Here is a 15,550-nt window from a genome sequence, read left to right on the forward strand (position 1 = left end):
CCACCGCTCCAGCCGGAACACCACGCCGTCGCCGACCGCGATCTCCGGCGTCGGCTCCCACACCAGGTCCCGCACGGCGACCCGGCCCGCGACCGGCCCGTCCACGACCCCCAGCGTCGGCAGGGCGAGCCCGTCGAGCGCGGGGAACTCCAGCACCGCGTCCAGCCCGGCCCGCACCGCCGCCGCGGCGGCCACCCGCACCAACCGGTCGGGCGCGGCGTCGTCGCCCCGGCTCAGCGCCACCGCCGTGCGGGTCGCCCACGCGCCGACCGCCGGGTGGTCCAGCACCTCGTCCACGGCGTCCGGCGCGACCCGCCGGGCGGCCGCCAGCACGTCGAACGCCTCGCGCGCCGACGGCGAGGCCCCGACGACGAACCGGAGCAGCAGCAGGGTCCGGCTGCGCCGCGCGGCCACCAGCGCCCGCACCGCGTCCACCCCGCCACCGCCGCGGGCCAACGCGGCGAAGTCCCGCGCCGGGACGGCGTGCCGCGTCACGACACCCGCTCCACGTCCCGCGCCAGCCGTCGCCGCACGTGCCTGATCAGCCGGTACAGCTCGGCGCAGTACACCGACGGCCGGTCGAACCCGGCCCCGTCGCGGTACCGGTGCGCCCGCAGGCCACCGCCGCACACCGCGCGCAGGTCGCACGCCCGGCACGCGGCGGGCAGGCCCGCGAGCCCCGCCTGCCGCGCCCGCACGTCCGGCAGCCGCAGCGCCGCGTCGAACGGGTCGCGCGCGACGTGCAGGCCGGTCGCCGCCGCGCCCTCGAACGCCGAGGCCAGGATGTCGGACTGCTCGATCGTCCCGTCCGTCTCGACGACGACCTGCAACGCCGGGCTCAGCCCCACGCCCTCGACCCGCGACCGGCCGCCGAGCAGGACGTGCGCGATCTCCTCGAACAGCCGCACGCCGGTCTCCCGCACCGGGGCGTCGTACCAGCGGTCGAACACCGCGATCAGCCACGCCGCGTACCCGGAGCCCGGCGGCGGCGCGCTCCAGTTCCCGTGCGGCAGCAGGAAGTCCACCGTCGGCGGGGAGAACTCCAGCAGTGCCTCGTAGGTGCGGACCGGGTCGTTGCGCGGGTCCACGACGCTCAGCAGGCCGGCGAACAGCGGCCGGAACCCCGGCTCCCGCAGCAGGTCCAGCCCCGCGACCACGGCGGCGTGGCTCGGGCCGCGGTGCCGGGCGGTGGCCTCGGCGTCGCCGTCCAGGCTCACGCCCACCCGCACGTCCAGCGCCCGCAGCACCTCCAGGAACGGCCGGTCCAGCAGCGTCCCGTTGGTCTGGACGGAGACCGCGGCGGGCACCCGCGACCGCACGGCCGCGACCACGTGCTCGATCACCGACGGGCCCGCCAGCAGCGGTTCGCCGCCGTGCAGGACGACCTCCACCTCGGCCAGGCCGTGGGCGTGCGCGTGCTCGGCGATCCGCTCGGCGGTGCGCTCCACGACCTCGGGGGACATCACCCGCGGCCGGGTCCGCCAGCGCTGGTCGGCCATCTCGTAGACGTAGCAGTAGTCGCAGGCCAGGTTGCAGCGGCTGTGCACCTTGACGACGAACTGGCGGAACGGTCGCACGCGCACCCCCCGATTTCCGGCCCCTTCCGCCATGAAACACGCCCTTGGGCCACAACGGTGGTCCGATCGGACTATTCGACGCGTTACCAGTTGTCGCGCACTAGGATGGCGATGGGGAATCCCGAACGACCGGGAGCACGGATCCGCAGCTTTGCGGGCGCGGGTGAGGGGGTGGACGCGTGGACGCGGACGGGGTGCTGGAGTCCGAACTCCTCGACGTCACGGGAATCGACCTGGCCCGGCTGGAAGCCTTGCCGGACAGCGTCCTCCGGGCGTCGCTGCGCCGGATACTGGCCGAGAACCTCGAGACGCCGGACCAGTACGCCGCGTTCCAGAGTTCTTTGTAGGAGAAATGCGGCCATTCGAGTGAAAGTGCGCTTCGAACGAAGTCCATTCGTGCGACGGGCGCATCCGAGTCCATTCGAACTGGTTTGTTCGTCGTGTCCCGTCCCCGGCCTGGAGTGGTGATGAGCGGTCCGCTGAGCGTTCCGGGGCAAGCCGGTGTCGTCGCTTTCCTGTCCGCGACCGGGGGCACCGGCCGGACCAGCGCGGTGGCGAACCTGGCCTGGGTGCTGTCGAGCGCGGGCAAGCGCGTGCTGGTGGTCGACTGGGGCTCCGAGGTGCCCCGCGTCCGCGAGTACCTGGAGCCGTTCCTGGTCGAACGCCGGGAGTTCCCGACCGCGCTGGGCCGCGGGCTGCTGGCCGCGTACACGTCGACCCCGGCGCGCGACGGCTACGAGCCGAGCGTCGAGCGGTTCGCGCTGCCCGACGCCGCGGGCCACATCGACGTGATCGCCCCGATGGAGCCGGACTCGACGGGCCGGTTCCACCCGGACTTCCAGCACGGCGACACGGGCGCCATGACGGACCTGCGCACCCGGCTGACCGAGGCGGACTACGACCACGTCCTGATCGACGCCCCGACCGGCGCGGGCGAGGCGTCGCTGACCCTGATCGCGACCCTGTGCGAGGTCGCCGTCGTGTGCTTCCGGCCCCGTCCGAGGGCCATCGCCGACGCCGCCGACCTGGCCGCCCGGCTGCGCCGCCGCGCGCCCGTGCGGATCGACCTGGTGCCGGTGGCGACGCTGTTCGACGACGCGGACGAGCTGTCGCGGGCCCAGCGCATCCGCTCGGCCATCCACTCGGCGTTCGCGGAGCTGCTCGCGGGCCAGTCCCGGCGGCTGCCGGACGACGGGTCGATCGAGATCCCGTACCGGCCCTACGACGCGTTCGACCCGCTGCTGGCCATCCTGGTCGAGGAACCCCGGCCCGGCGGCACGCTGGAGCACCAGTACGGCCGCCTGGCGTCCGCCGTGACGGGCGGGGAGGTCACCGGGGTGGCCCAGGTGTCCCCGACGCTGCGTGCCCGCTACCGGCGCGTCTTCGGCCTGGACTCCACGGTCGAGCCGGACCGGGTGCTGGTCGCGTACGCGCCGCCGGACCGGGCGTGGGCCGACTGGGTGTGCGGCCAGCTCGACCGGGCGGGCGCCCAGACCAGGACGCTCGCCGAGGCCGGGTCGTGGCTGGAGGCCGCCCGTCCGCCGGGGCTGGTGGTCATCGCCTCGCCGCACCTGGACGGCTCGGCCGCCCAGACCGGCGTCGACGAGTTCCTCCGCGGCCGACGGCCGACCGTGCTGCGCCTGCTGCTCACCGACACCGGGATCGCGCCGGAGGACGTGGCGAACACCGTCGCCGTGACCGAGCAGCAGCACGAGGCGGTCCGGGCCCGGCTGCTCACCCACTTCGGCCTGATCGACCGGCCCGGCACCGTCCGGGACGTGGGGATGCGGGTGCCCGGCGCGGCGCCCGCGGTGTTCGGCCTGCCGCCGCGCCACCCGCTGTTCGTGGGGCGGGACGACGACCTGGAGGAGTTGCGCGACCGGTTCGCCGACGCGGGCGAGGGCCGGGTCGTGGTGGCGCTGGGCGGAGTGCCCGGCATCGGCAAGAGCGAGCTGGCGCTGGAGTACGCCTACCGGTTCGCCAGCGACTACGACCTCGTGTGGTGGCTGCCCGCGCAGGACCGCCAGTCCGTGCTGGTGAGCCTGGCGAACCTCGCGGCCCGGCTGCGCCAGCCCGGTTCCACCGACTTCGGCACGACGTCCGCGCTGGAGCGGCTCGCGGGCGACCCGGCCTACCAGCGGTTCCTGCTGGTGTACGACAACGCCGACGACCTCGCCGTGCTGGAGGAGCTGCTGCCCGCGGGTTCCACCGGCCACGTGCTGGTGACCTCGGGCAACGCCCCGGCGAGCGCCATCGAGCTGGTCCCGATGAGCGCCTCCGACAGCGCCCGGCTGCTCGCCGACCGGGTGCCCGGCCTGTCGCCGGAGGACTCCGAGCAGGTCGCGCTGGCGGCGGGCCACCTGCCGCTCGCGCTGGACCTCGCGGGCGCGTGGCTGGAGGAGACGGCGCACACCGAGCGCGAGGCGGGCAGCACCGTCGCGGACTCGGCGGCGTGGGCCGTCCGCACGTTCCTCGCGCACCTCGACGGGCGGGGCGACACGACCGCGCGCGTGCTCGCGGTGGTGACCGGCACCCTGCGCGACACCTCGACCGGTCGGCTGGCCGTGCTGCTGGCCCAGCTGTGCTCGTTCCTGTCCCCGCAGGGCGTCGACCTCGGTCTGGTCCGCTCGCCCGCCCTGCTGGCGCGGCTGGTCGTCGCTGGCGGCTCGGACGCCGAACCGCTGGCGCTGGACGCGGGCGAGGTCGACCGCGTGCTGTGGACCGGGGCCCGGTTCGGCCTGTTCCGCGTGGACTGGGGCGACCAGTACTCCCTGCGGCTGCACCGGGTCGTGCAGAACGCGCTGCGGGAAGCCATGGGGGAGCTGGAACTCGCGTCCCGCCGCGCGGAGGTCCTGTCCTGCCTGGCCGCCTACGCACCGTCCGAAGTGGAGCTGACCGCGCCGGACCGGGCGAGCCGCTTCACCGAGCTCCAGACGCACGTGTACCCGTCCGGCGCGCTGGACAGCGAGGACGACCTGGTCCGCCGCTGGCTGGTCAACCAGGTCCGGTTCCTCTACACCGACGGCGGGACGGGCGTGCGGAGGTCCGCGCTCGACCCCGGCGAGAAGCTCCTGGAGACGTGGACCAGCCGCTACGGCAGCGGCGACCCGCTGCGCGCCCGGCTCGCCGCGCAGCTGGCGAACATCCACCGCGTGCTCGGCAACCCGTTGCAGGCGTTGAGGTTGGACGACACGGCGCTCGCCCAGCAGCGGCGGGCGTTGCAGCTCAGCCACCCGCAGACGTTGATCACCGCCCGCGGCCGGGGCGGAGACCTGCGCGGGCTCGGCCTGTTCGACGAGGCGCTGGTCGAGGACCAGGCCACGTGGGAGGGGTTCCGCCGCGCGCTGGGCGAGGACCACCCGCACACCCGCAGCGCGGCCAACAACCTGGCCATCTCGATGTTCCTGTCCGGCGACCCGGCGGGAGCGCTGGACCTGGAGGAGGACAACTACCGGCGCAGGCAGCGGCTGTTCGGCGACCGCGATCCGGACACCTGGTTCTCGCTGTCCCGCATCGGCGTCTACCAACGGGAACTGGGCGACTACCCGAACGCGCTGGCGTCGCTGATGACCGCGATGCAGAAGCTCCAGACGCTGCGCTCCGAGCTGAACCCCATGCAGCTCACCGCGCGCTGGAACCACGCCATCGCGCTGCGCCGCGCGGGCAGCGCGCGGGACGCGAAAGCCCGCAACGGCAAGACGTTGCGGGACTTCCGGGAGATCTTCGGGCCGCACCACCCGGACACGCTGGCGTGCTCGCTCAGCTTCGCCGCCGACCACCGCACCGTCGGCGGCGACCCGGCGCTGGCCGTGGAACTGGCGGCCGGGGCGCTGCGCGGGTTCCTGACCGAGGTCGGGCTCTCCGAGGAGCACCCGTACGTCGCGCTGTGCAGGCTCGGCCTGGGCCTGTCGCACCGCGCGGCGGGCGACCCGGACGCGGCGATCCGGGAAGTCCTGGCGGGCCAGGCCTCCCTCCGCGCCCGGCTCGGCGAGACGCACCCGTGGACGCTGGCCGCGGACGTCGACCTCGCCCGCGTGGTCTTCGCCTCCGGCGACGTGCCGCGCGCGGTCGAGCTGATCACCGCCGCCCACACCGACTGCGTCGAGTTCCTCGGCGTCGACCACCCGTTCACCGTCATCGCGGCGCACGACGTCCGGCTCGCGGACCAGACCGGCGATCCCGACCAGGTGTGGAGGGAGATCGATGTCGACGTTCCCCAGACGTCCTGACGAGCTGTACGTGGAGGTGGCCGACCACCTCGGCCCCGAGTTCGGCGAGACCCGCCAGGCCTGCCACGACGCGATGGCCAAGAGCACCGCGCTGCGCTACCTCGCGCACTACAGCAGCGCCGTGTTCGACTTCGGCATGGACGCGCTCGGCGACCCGCCGCCCGCGCCGGACGCGCTGCCCGGCACCACCCGCCGCGACGAGCTGAAGCGGCTGGGCAGGCAGCTGGGGTTCACCGTCGCGAACCTGGACCGCTCGTTGCAGGAGGCCCGCACGGGCAGGCTGATCCGCACGGTCGTGCAGACCGAGGACGGCGCGGTGTTCTGCGACACCGTGGTGCCGAGCGAGAACGTCGTCGGCCTGGTCGTGGACCGGTCCGCGACCGAGCACCCCGAGGTGCCACTGGCGTCCGCGCCGGACGTGCGCGCCGCCGACCGGGCCGTCGCGGAGCTGGCGAGCACGCTGCGCGCGCAGGTCCGGCTGCCGTCGCTGAACCCCGGCGGCTGGGAGGCGGCCGACCTGGTCGAGCCGATCCGGTCGATCGGGTCCGCGCCCGAGCCGGTCACGACCGTGCTGGCCGGACCGGGAGAGGACACCGACCGGCTGGTCTCCGCCTGCACCAGGGCTGCCCGCCCCGAGGACCTGCACCTGGTCGCCTACTGCTCGCAGGGCGAGCTGCCGGTCATGGTCGACCACCTCGACCACCCGTCGCTGTCGCCGTTCTTCACCCAGATCGCCGTGGAGACCCGCCGCCGCTTCTACCAGGGCTTCAGCCGCGAGCTGGGGGCGTTGGCGCACCGGCTGAACCGGACGACCAGCACCGCGCTCGGCGGCGTGCTGGTGCGGCTCGTGCTGGACGTCGAGATGGGCGCGATCTACTTCTACCGCCTCGGTCCCGGCGACTACCTGGTCGGCGTCACCATCGACCAGAACCGGGTGAGCGCGGCCGACGACCGGATGGCGGCGCTCGCACTGGAACTGCGGTGAGCCTCCGGTCGGTGGCGCTGCTCGCGGCGGCCGGTGCGGGGTGGGCGGCGGCCGAGCTGTTCCGGCTCGACGACGTGGACTCCTCCGGCGCGTACCGGTTCTTCGTCACGGCGCTGCTCGGGTTCGGCCTCTACGCGAGCACCCGCGGCATCGAGATCGCCGAGTTCCGCACCCACCTGCGCACGGTCGTGCTGGCCGTGACGCTGGGCGTGCTCGCGAAGGCGGCGGTCATCTTCGGCGTGCTGTACCTGGTGTACCGCGAGCCCGACCACGTCGTGCTCGCCGTCGCGCTGGCCCAGATCGACCCGCTGTCGGTGGCCGCGGTGCGGCTCAAGAGCCGGATGTCGGACTCCGCCAAGGCGCTGCTGGCCGCGTGGGCGTCGTTCGACGACCCGATCACCGTGCTGCTCACCGCGTACTTCACCGCGTTCGCGCTGGGCGCCCACGACACCGTCGGCAGCGGCCTGACGTCGTTCGGCGCCAGCCTGTTCTGGAACGCGGTGCTGGTCGCCGTCGCCTACCTGGCCCACCGCGTGTGGCGGGCGCGGCGGCACACGTCCTCCGACGCGCCCCGGCCGTGGCCGGTCCGGTGGGCCGTGCGGACCGGGCTGCTGCTCCTCCTGCTGGCGGCCGGGTTCCTCGCCGTCCAGTACGCGCTGCTGCTCGCGCTCGCCGTCATCGGGCTGTTCTTCCGGCCGGACCTCGGCCGGTCGCTCGACGGCCTGACGCAGGTCGCCCTGTACACGGCGACGTTCGCCGTCGGGGTGGTGCTGGTCGGCGGAGTGAACATCGGCACGGGCGTGGTGCTCGGGGTGGCCGCGTACGCCGCGCAGGTCGTGGTGGCGCTGGTGCTGACGATCCCGAAGGTGTGGCGCGGCGACCGGATGCGGCTCGCGCTCGGCCAGCAGAACGGGCTGACCGCGATCATCCTGGCGCTGCTGCTGGAACCGAACTTCCCCGGCACGATCGCCGTCGTCGCGCCCGCGATCATCGTGGTCAACCTGCTGCACGCCCTGTGCAACGGCCTCTACGACCGGTTCGCCCCACCGGTCCCCGACGACGGTCAGCGGCCACCCGAGCGGGACGACCGCCACACCGCGCGCTTGACCCGCGGGCTCAGGTTCTCCAACGCCGTCGTGACCCGGTTCCGCCGCCCGGCCTGATTCACCGCCGCCACCATGCCCGTGTTGCGCGCGGTCCACGGCGGCAGCTCGAACAGCGGGTCCAGCCCGAACACCGGCAGGTACTCGGAGATCCCGTCGTAGGCGCGGCACAGCTGGTCCAGCCGGTCCTCGGCCTCCGCCGTCGGTGCCGCGCCGCCCGCGGCCTCGACGCCGAACCACTGCGCCACCGACGCGCGGAACCCGAGCACCGTCTTCTGCATCAGCACCGCCCGCCCGGCGGCCTCGCGGAAGTCGACCGACCGCAGCCTGCGCTGCACGGCCTCCTGGGTCTCCTCCGGCGCGGGCTCCAGCGCCTCGCCGAGCATCACGTCGAGCTGGGTCAGCTCCTCCAGCACCTCGACCGCGTCCCGGAACAGCTTCTCCACGTCCGGCGGCAGCGGCGACGACGCCGTGGCGCGCTCCCCGCCGGACAGCGTCGCGAGCTGCCGCTGGATGGCGGCCAGCTGCCGGTCCGTGGAGCCGCGCGCGCCGTCGACGTGCTCGGTCAGCTGCTCGATGAACCCGTAGATGCTGGACTGCTGCCGCGCGACCAGGTCGACCCGCTGCCGCAGCGCCGCCACCACGTCGCCGTCCGCCGGACCGGCGAGCAGCTGGCTGATCGCGCCGACCAGCGCCCGGAAGTCCTCGGGGAACGTGCGCTCGACGTGCACCAGCGGGTCGCGGCCGACCAGCTCGCGCACCTGGATCGCCGCGCCCTCGACCAGCACGCCGTTCACGACCACCAGCACCTCGGCGTCGCCCTGCCCGTCCTTGACCGCGGCCACCCGCCGCCGCACGTCGTCGACGTTCACGCCGTCCAGCAGGGACTGCGTCACGAGCACCGCGCACCCGCCCTCGCGGCCGGGGAAGGTGATCCAGAAGTCCGCCTTGGAGTCCTCGCCCACGCCGAGCAGGAAGTCGTGGTGGTAGTCGAAGCCCGCCGCGTCCAGCAGCCGCCGCACCACGCCGTGGATGTCGTCGGCGCTGAGCGTGCCGAACAGCTCCCGCGCCGCCCGCTCCACCATCTCGTGCGTCACGGGCGCGTCCGGTCCCTCGTCGTCCGCGATCCGGAACACCCGGTGGCACAACCGGATCACGGTCCGCGCGTTGCCCCGCGCGACCGTCGTGAGGTAGCCGATCGAGTCCATGGTGAACGGGTCGAGCCCGCCGCCCTGCGCCAGCCGGACGAACTCGGCGACCTCGTCCCGGCTCAGCCCCGCCATCGTGACGGTGTGCGCGATGCGCTGCCGCACGCTCGGGCCGAGCACGGTCCGGAAGTCCGGCAGCCCCGACAGCACCAGGCACGCGCCCGCCTTGGCGAACACCTCCAGCAGCGTCTGGAACGCCGCCAGCGTGCCGGGCCTCGGCTGGTTGTCCAGCGAGAAGATCTTGTCCAGCTCGTCCACGACCAGCACGAACCGCCGCCGCCTGCCGCCGAACAGCAGGGCGAACACGCCCATCGCCTCCAGCGCGGCGACCTCGCTGTCGATGGGCTTGACGATGCCGCGCTCCACCAGCACCTGGTCCGGGTGGCCGCCGGTCAGCCACGCCCACACCGAGTGCTCGAAACCCTTGCGCAGCAACAGGGCCAGCGCCGTGCCGAAGTCCTTGTTCGCGGTCACGTCCCGCAGCGTCGACTGCACCTTGCGCAGCAGCGCGCTCTCCATCAGGCCCATGCGCTCGACGACCTGCTCCGGTTGCAGGTCCCGGCTGCCGAGCCACTCCACCGTGTCGGCGGTCAACCCGGTGCTCTGCAAGGAGTCCGCGACGACGTCCGCGTAGTAGTCGCTCACCTGCGACAGCACGCCGGACAGGCCGAGCTTGTGCATGAACCGCCGGTACAGCTCGATGAAGCTCTCGGCGGTCGCGTCCAGGTACATGGCGTTCGCCGGGTCGGTCAGCTCGGCGCGGGCGTGCCGGACCAGCTGCACGGCGAGGTGCGTCTTGCCGGTGCCGTAGTCGCCGACGATCGCGATCACCGTGCCCGCGTGGCCGGTCTCGCCGGACGAGCGCAGGTAGGACGAGACGTGCGCGGTGGCCTGGCGGATGGCGTCGGTCTCGATCGAGATCTCGGGGGAGTCGTGCGAGTCGAAGTCCGTGATCCGCGCGACCGCCATCGGCGAGAAGGGGTTCCTCCGTGCGGGCGGTTCGCCGTTTCCGCTCATCGCTGCTTCCCCAGTCCGTTCCGGGACCCGTTGTTGAAGAACGCGAGGATGTCGTCCACGGTCACGACATCCTCTTCGCCGAAGCTTAGTCCCCGGCCGAGCCGGTGCTCGTAAGTTCCGTGCAACGTCCGCTGGAGTTGCGCGACCGACTTCGCCCACCCGCCCAGGAAGTCGACGGCCTCATCACTCATCCGGGGGTACGTGCCCACGGTCGAGTGGCGCTGGAGCCGGTCCTCGACGAACCGCCGCACGTCGCCGTCCTCCAACGCGCCCACGTGCAGCGTGATCGGAGGCACCCAAGCCTCCAGTTGGCGCACGACGTCGGCCACCTCCTCGGGGTCCAGCAGGTCGGACTCGGCCATGAAGAGCACCTTCGGACCCGCGAAGGCCCGTGCGTACTGCACCACCTCGGCGGCCAGTTCGCCCGGCGTCGGCAGCAGCACCACGAGCACCAGGTCCTCGGCGAGGGCCGCGGCCAGCCGGGGGTAGATGCGCCTGGGCGTGTCGCGGTCCGGGGCGAGCTGCGCGATGGCCTGCGGCCGCAGGGCCTCGTTGTCGACGAGCCTGCCGAACAGCTCGTCGCACACGTGCGCGGCCCGGTCCTCGATCGACCGCGCGGGACCGTCCGGCAGGCACCCGGTCAGGTCCAGCACGAGGCCGCGTGCGGCAGGCCCCAGCTCGCCCGCGTCGCGCCGCCGGTCGACCTCCCGCACCACCCAGTCCGCGCACCGGTGCACCAGCGCGGTCTTGCCGCACCCGGACTCGCCGGTGACCAGGACCAGCCTGCCCTCGGCCAGCAGGGCGGACAGGTCGCCCATCTGCTGGGCGAAGTCGTCGTACTGGAAGTCGCCGTCGTCGACCCGCACGTAGAAGTCGCGGTGCCGGGAGTTCTTCCACGGGCACAGCGGCCGCATCGGCGTGCGCGACCAGCCGGGCAGCGGGAACGGGTTGAGCGGGGGCTTGGTCATCTGCTGCGGGGGCTCATCTCCGGGTGCTGCCGGGCGGGCCGGGCCAGCGCGGTCGCGACCAGCAGCACCTCGTCGCGCAGCTCGTCGAGCTTCTCGCGCAGCTGGGCGTCCCTGGACCTGGCGGCGTCGCCCTGCCCGGTCCGCGCCGTGAGCGGCTCACCCAGCGAGCCGTCGCGCAGCTCGTCCAGCAGGGTCGCCACCCGCCGCCAGCCGCGGTGCTCCGACCGGACCAGCGCCAGCTGCGACACCAGCTTCGCGCGGGCCGCCACCACCGCCGTGTCCGACCGGCCACCGAAGTTCGCGGGGGAGAGGTAGGCGGACCCGGCCGTGGTGAACTCGGTCAGCGCCGCCCGCAGGTCCTCGCCCTGCTTGCGGCCACGCGTGATCCGGTCGCGCCACGCCGTGGCCACGTAGGCCAGCAGCGCGCCGAACAGGCCGGTGACGAACGGCAGCGCCTGGCTGAACCAGCCCGGCGACGGGGCCTTCTCCGCCCCGTAGAGCGCCGCGCACACCCTGGCGAAGTCGGCGGGCGCGGTCGTGGGCCACTTGGCGATCTCCGTCGGGGCCGGGACGCCGAGGGAGTCCGCCGCGCCGCGCAGGTCCGCCCTGCCCTTGCCGAGGCAGAACACGGTTTGGGCGTCGTCCTCGCTGTCGGCGGACGCCGGGACGCCACCGCCCAGCACCAGGACGGAGGCGACGCCGAACGCGGCGAGCACCCGCTTCACCACGTGCACCCCCATCGACGGCCGACCGCCCACTCTACCGAGGGGGGATCGCGGAGGGTGGCCGATTCGCTACCAGGGGGAGGGTTCGAAGTCCTTGAGGAAGCAGCCGTACAGGTCGACGCCCTCCTCGCCCCGGACGATCGGGTCGTAGACGCGGGCGGCGCCGTCGACCAGGTCGAGCGGGGCGTGGAAACCCTCGTCCGCCAAGCGCATCTTGGTGGGGTGCGGGCGCTCGTCGGTGATCCAGCCGGTGTCGACGGCGGTCATCAGGATGCCGTCGGTCAGCATCTCCTCGGCGCTGGTGCGGGTCAGCATGTTCAGCGCGGCCTTGGCCATGTTCGTGTGCGGGTGGCCGGGGCCCTTGTAGGCGCGGCTGAACTGGCCCTCCATCGCGGACACGTTGACCACGTACTTGCGCCGCGCGGGCGACGCGGCCATCGCGGCGCGCAGCCTCGACACCAGGATGAACGGCGCGGTCATGTTGCACAGCTGCACTTCCAGCAGTTCCAGCGCGTCGACCTCGTTGACCCGCTGGGTCCAGCTGTTCTCGTCGTGCAGGTCCGGCAGCAGGCCGCCGGCGTCGATGGCCGTGCCCGTCGCGATCCGCGCGGGCGAGGCCGATCCGGCGGTCAGCGCCAACGCCGTCAGCGCGTGCGGCGTCGGGATGGCGGGCATCTGCCCCTCCAGCGCGGCCGGGTGCTGGTCGTTGGTGTGCCCGAAGGTCTCCAGTTCGGGCAGCGGCCCGTCCGGCAGGGGAGCGGACTCCAGCGCGGCCAGCGGCGCGTAGGACTGCGGCGACCGGCGCACGGTCTGCGCGGCGTTGTTGATCAGCACGTCCAGCGGGCCCGCCGCCGCCACGGAGTCGGCCAGCGCGATCACCTGCGACGGGTCGCGCAGGTCGATGCCCACGACCTTCAACCGGTGCAGCCAGTCCGCGCTGTCCGGCATCGCCTTGAACCGGCGGATCGCGTCGTTCGGGAACCGGGTGGTGATCGTGGTGTGCGCGCCGTCGCGCAGCAGCCGCAGCGCGATGTACATGCCGATCTTCGCCCGGCCGCCGGTCAGCAGCGCCCGGCGCCCGGACAGGTCCACCGACGCGTCGCGCCGACCCCGGTTGCGGGCCGCGCACGGCGGGCACAGCTGGTGGTAGAACGCGTCCACCTCGGTGTACCGGTTCTTGCAGGTGTAGCAGGCCTTCGCCTTGATCAGCGTGCCCGCTTTGGCCCCCGGCGTGCTGTCGACGAGCAGGATGCCCTGCGTCTCGTCGTCGATCCGCTGCGGCGACCCGGTGGCAGTGGCCTCGATCACGGCCCGGTCCGCGGCCGACTCGGCGGCGCGGCGGGCGGTGCGGCGCATCTTGCGGACGGTCTTGAAGATCCCGGCCGTGGCCCGCCGGACCGCGACCGCGTCCGGGTGCTCGGTCGGCAGCTGCTCGACCTGCGCCAACACCGCCAGGCAGGTCTCCATCAGCGCCGGGTCGATCCCCGGCACGTCCTGCTCGGGGTCGATCGCCACGTCGTGCTCGGTCACCGTCATGCCCAACTACCGTCCGTCTGTTGCCTGCTCAGGGGTTCCTGAAGCACTCTACCGGCGATGTGGCAAGACCCATTCCAGGAGAAATCCGCCGACGGAAGGGTGAAATTGCCGTGAGCCACGGCTAGGGTGCCCCGCATGCCAACAGCGGATGGTCCGCGCGTGAAGCGACTGGCGCACCCCGACGCAGACGTCCGAGCGAGGTCGCTCGGCGTCCCGCGGGGGAGACCGGTGATCGCGCTCTTCTCCTCCGGCGAGCCCCTGACCACGGAGTTGGGCGCCGAAGTGCTGCTCCTGCTCCGCCGGGTCGTGGCGGATCGGGACGCGGTGTTCATCACCGCCGGAGCCGACGTCGGTGTCGTGCACCTGCTCGGGGTCGCGCTGGAGGGCGTCGACGGCAAGCTGCCGCCGTTCGTCGCCGTCGCGCCCAGCGGCCGGGTCGTGACGGGGGAGGAGAAGCCCACCGACGGCGAGCTGCCCCTCAACCCGAACCACGACGTGGCCGTGCTCGTGCCCGGCAAGAACTGGGGCGAGGAGACGCCCGCCCTGTTCCGGACGGTGGACGCCATCACCGGCAAGCGCGGCCGGTCCGTCGCGCTGCTCATCGGCGGCGACGAGCGGGCCCGCGCGCAGGTCGTGGTGCACCTCGCGGGCAACCGGCCGCTGGTCGCGGTCGCCGGCACCGGCGGCCTGGCCGACGAGATCGCGCGCGGCACCCTGTCCGAGGACGACGACCTGGCCGTGCTGGTCCGCAGCGGCAAGGTGTCGGCCGTGCACCTGGACGAGGGCCCGGAGCGCGTGGTGGCGGCGCTGGAGCAGACGCTCGGCGCGACGCCCGTCGCCCCGCTCACCATCCTGCCCCGGCTGCGCTACCGCCCCCGCGACGTCGTCCCGATCATCGACCCCGGCTTCGTCGTCGAGTACCCGCTGCTGGCGGACGCGATCCACGAGGCCAACCGGGTGATCGCGCCCGCGTTCCACGAGGTCGACGAGACCGCGCACCGCGAGCGCAACCACGCCCGGCTGCTGATCGTGCTGGCGATCGCCTCCGGTTTCGCCGCCATCTCGTTCGGCGCGCTCCAGGCGTGGCTGGCCGACCAGGCGTGGCCCGGCGCGCTCGTGGCCGTGTCCGCCGCGCTCGCCGCCGCGCTGGTCGCGCTGACCCGCCGGTACGAGGCCTCCGAGGACGACCTGTCCGCCGCGCACCGCGCGGAAGCCCTGCGCGCGCTGTACTTCGACCACCTCGCCGCCCCGCTGCCCGTGTCCGACGCCGAACGGGAGGCCCGCGTGCAGGCCCTCGTCGACGCCGTCGCGCGGCACCGCCACGAACCGGTGACCACCTCATGAGCGAGACCAAGCCCGACTCCGCCGCCCAGGCCAAGCCGGAGACCAAGGCCGACCCCGCCGGGACGGCCAAGCCCGCGCCCGGTGTGCGGGCGGGCAAGTCCGGCGCCGCGGAGAAGCCCGCCGCCACCCAGGAGGGACTGCCCGGCCTGACCGGCAAGACGAGCGCTCCCGCCAGGTCGGTGGGGGCCGCGCTCGGCGGCACCTCCGCCCGGTCCGCCGTGGCGGCCCAGGTGAGCGCTTCGGCGGCCCCCGCGGAGGCGGCGGCAAAGCCGTCGCCGAAGCCCCGGCCGAAGCCGCAGGCCAAGCCCGCGCCGAAGGCGTCCCCCGAGGAGCGGCGCACCCAGTTCGTCCGCGTCTACCTCAAGCACCGCGTCGGCGAACGCCTCGACGGCTTCGAACGGGGCCGCGTCAAGTACACGTCCGCCCGCCGCTGGACGGGCGCGCTGTCCGTGGTGCTGCTGGCCGGTGCCGCGGCGCTCGGGGCCATCGCCGCCGCGGACGCCACCCGCCGCCCGATGTGGGGCTTCCTGGCCGCCGTCGTCGCCGCGCTGGCCGTGGCCGTCGCCTGGTACGAGTCCGCGTTCGGCCTCCGCAGGCTGGCCCGCCGGTCCACGAGCGGCGCCGCGCTGCTGGAGATCCTCCAGGCCCACGGGGCCCCGTCGGACGAGGACGGCGTGGCCGCGTTCGTCACCGAGGTCGAGAGCGTGCTACGCCACTCCGACTAGAAAAGCAAGGTTCTTTCCCTCTGGGCAAGTCGGCGCGGATTCGCTTCGTAGCACCGAAGCGAATTCCGCCCGGCCCGCCGCAAACCGGACAGACTCCCTCGGAGCCCGGCAAAAGTCGGGGAATGACCAACTC

General features: G+C 73.8%; 11 protein-coding genes and 1 pseudogene. 6 read left to right on the top strand and 6 right to left on the bottom strand.

The genetic code is table 11. The features are described 5' to 3' along the window. Nucleotides 1-495: pseudogene (locus ACFWW9_RS27655) on the bottom strand (hypothetical protein); the annotation flags it as partial. Next, nucleotides 492-1,577 carry an FxsB family cyclophane-forming radical SAM/SPASM peptide maturase gene (locus ACFWW9_RS27660; RefSeq protein ID WP_390383852.1) on the bottom strand — a complete coding sequence of 362 codons (1,086 nt, stop codon included), beginning with the start codon at nucleotides 1,575-1,577 and terminating at the stop codon, nucleotides 492-494. The pseudogene ACFWW9_RS27655 and the gene ACFWW9_RS27660, both read right to left, overlap by 4 nt. Nucleotides 1,578-1,756: 179 nt before the next feature. On the opposite strand from ACFWW9_RS27660, the gene fxsA reads away from it, so the two are divergent. The 4 genes from fxsA to ACFWW9_RS27680 all read left to right on the top strand — a co-directional run bounded on the left by fxsA (nucleotide 1,757) and on the right by ACFWW9_RS27680 (nucleotide 7,954). Beyond that, complete coding sequence (fxsA, locus tag ACFWW9_RS27665; RefSeq protein WP_390383854.1) at nucleotides 1,757-1,924, top strand: FxSxx-COOH cyclophane-containing RiPP peptide; 168 nt, start codon at nucleotides 1,757-1,759, stop codon at nucleotides 1,922-1,924. 120 nt (nucleotides 1,925-2,044) lie between these two features. Continuing rightward, nucleotides 2,045-5,806: an FxSxx-COOH system tetratricopeptide repeat protein gene (gene fxsT / locus ACFWW9_RS27670; protein ID WP_390383856.1), complete on the top strand. Its 3,762-nt coding sequence runs from the start codon at nucleotides 2,045-2,047 to the stop codon at nucleotides 5,804-5,806. Beyond that, entirely contained in the window at nucleotides 5,781-6,791 is a 1,011-nt protein-coding gene (locus tag ACFWW9_RS27675; RefSeq protein WP_390383858.1) for a hypothetical protein, read from the top strand. Before fxsT ends, ACFWW9_RS27675 begins: the two co-directional genes overlap by 26 nt. Further along, a complete protein-coding gene (locus tag ACFWW9_RS27680) occupies nucleotides 6,788-7,954 on the top strand; it encodes a hypothetical protein (protein WP_390383860.1) in 1,167 nt (388 codons plus the stop codon). The genes ACFWW9_RS27675 and ACFWW9_RS27680 overlap by 4 nt, the downstream gene beginning before the upstream one ends. Here the strand turns inward: ACFWW9_RS27680 and ACFWW9_RS27685 are convergent. The 4 genes from ACFWW9_RS27685 to ACFWW9_RS27700 are packed head-to-tail and all read right to left on the bottom strand — an operon-like array spanning nucleotide 7,855 to nucleotide 13,348. After that, nucleotides 7,855-10,119 (bottom strand): hypothetical protein, encoded by a 2,265-nt coding sequence (locus ACFWW9_RS27685; RefSeq protein WP_390383862.1) that lies wholly within the window; start codon nucleotides 10,117-10,119, stop codon nucleotides 7,855-7,857. The two genes, ACFWW9_RS27680 and ACFWW9_RS27685, sit on opposite strands and share 100 nt — an antisense overlap. Beyond that, nucleotides 10,116-11,087 carry an AAA family ATPase gene (locus ACFWW9_RS27690; RefSeq protein WP_390383864.1) on the bottom strand — a complete coding sequence of 324 codons (972 nt, stop codon included), beginning with the start codon at nucleotides 11,085-11,087 and terminating at the stop codon, nucleotides 10,116-10,118. Before ACFWW9_RS27690 ends, ACFWW9_RS27685 begins: the two co-directional genes overlap by 4 nt. After that, on the bottom strand, nucleotides 11,084-11,827 hold the full coding sequence (locus tag ACFWW9_RS27695; protein ID WP_390383866.1) for a hypothetical protein: 744 nt from the start codon (nucleotides 11,825-11,827) through the stop codon (nucleotides 11,084-11,086). Before ACFWW9_RS27695 ends, ACFWW9_RS27690 begins: the two co-directional genes overlap by 4 nt. 54 nt (nucleotides 11,828-11,881) lie before the next feature. Further along, nucleotides 11,882-13,348, bottom strand: a complete 1,467-nt coding sequence (locus tag ACFWW9_RS27700) for an SDR family NAD(P)-dependent oxidoreductase (protein ID WP_390383868.1) — start codon at nucleotides 13,346-13,348, stop codon at nucleotides 11,882-11,884. Between the two features lie 228 nt (nucleotides 13,349-13,576). Between ACFWW9_RS27700 and ACFWW9_RS27705 the strand changes: the two genes are divergently transcribed. Together ACFWW9_RS27705 and ACFWW9_RS27710 are read left to right on the top strand one after the other, a co-directional pair. Then, nucleotides 13,577-14,692, top strand: coding sequence for a hypothetical protein (locus ACFWW9_RS27705; protein WP_390383870.1), 1,116 nt, complete (start codon nucleotides 13,577-13,579; stop codon nucleotides 14,690-14,692). Next, nucleotides 14,689-15,417: an SLATT domain-containing protein gene (locus ACFWW9_RS27710; protein WP_390383872.1), complete on the top strand. Its 729-nt coding sequence runs from the start codon at nucleotides 14,689-14,691 to the stop codon at nucleotides 15,415-15,417. The genes ACFWW9_RS27705 and ACFWW9_RS27710 overlap by 4 nt, the downstream gene beginning before the upstream one ends. Nucleotides 15,418-15,550 lie beyond the last annotated feature (133 nt).

Origin of the sequence: Umezawaea sp. NPDC059074, from assembly GCF_042738955.1 — a bacterium.
Taxonomy (GTDB): domain Bacteria; phylum Actinomycetota; class Actinomycetes; order Mycobacteriales; family Pseudonocardiaceae; genus Umezawaea.

Bases quoted from the DNA above. Each gene is read 5' to 3' on its own strand.
- fxsT (WP_390383856.1), top strand. From the start codon at position 2,045: ATGAGCGGTCCGCTGAGCGTTCCGGGGCAAGCCGGTGTCGTCGCTTTC.
- ACFWW9_RS27675 (WP_390383858.1), top strand. From the start codon at position 5,781: ATGTCGACGTTCCCCAGACGTCCTGACGAGCTGTACGTGGAGGTGGCC.
- ACFWW9_RS27685 (WP_390383862.1), bottom strand. From the start codon at position 10,119: ATGAGCGGAAACGGCGAACCGCCCGCACGGAGGAACCCCTTCTCGCCG.
- ACFWW9_RS27690 (WP_390383864.1), bottom strand. From the start codon at position 11,087: ATGACCAAGCCCCCGCTCAACCCGTTCCCGCTGCCCGGCTGGTCGCGC.
- ACFWW9_RS27695 (WP_390383866.1), bottom strand. From the start codon at position 11,827: ATGGGGGTGCACGTGGTGAAGCGGGTGCTCGCCGCGTTCGGCGTCGCC.
- ACFWW9_RS27700 (WP_390383868.1), bottom strand. From the start codon at position 13,348: ATGACGGTGACCGAGCACGACGTGGCGATCGACCCCGAGCAGGACGTG.
- ACFWW9_RS27710 (WP_390383872.1), top strand. From the start codon at position 14,689: ATGAGCGAGACCAAGCCCGACTCCGCCGCCCAGGCCAAGCCGGAGACC.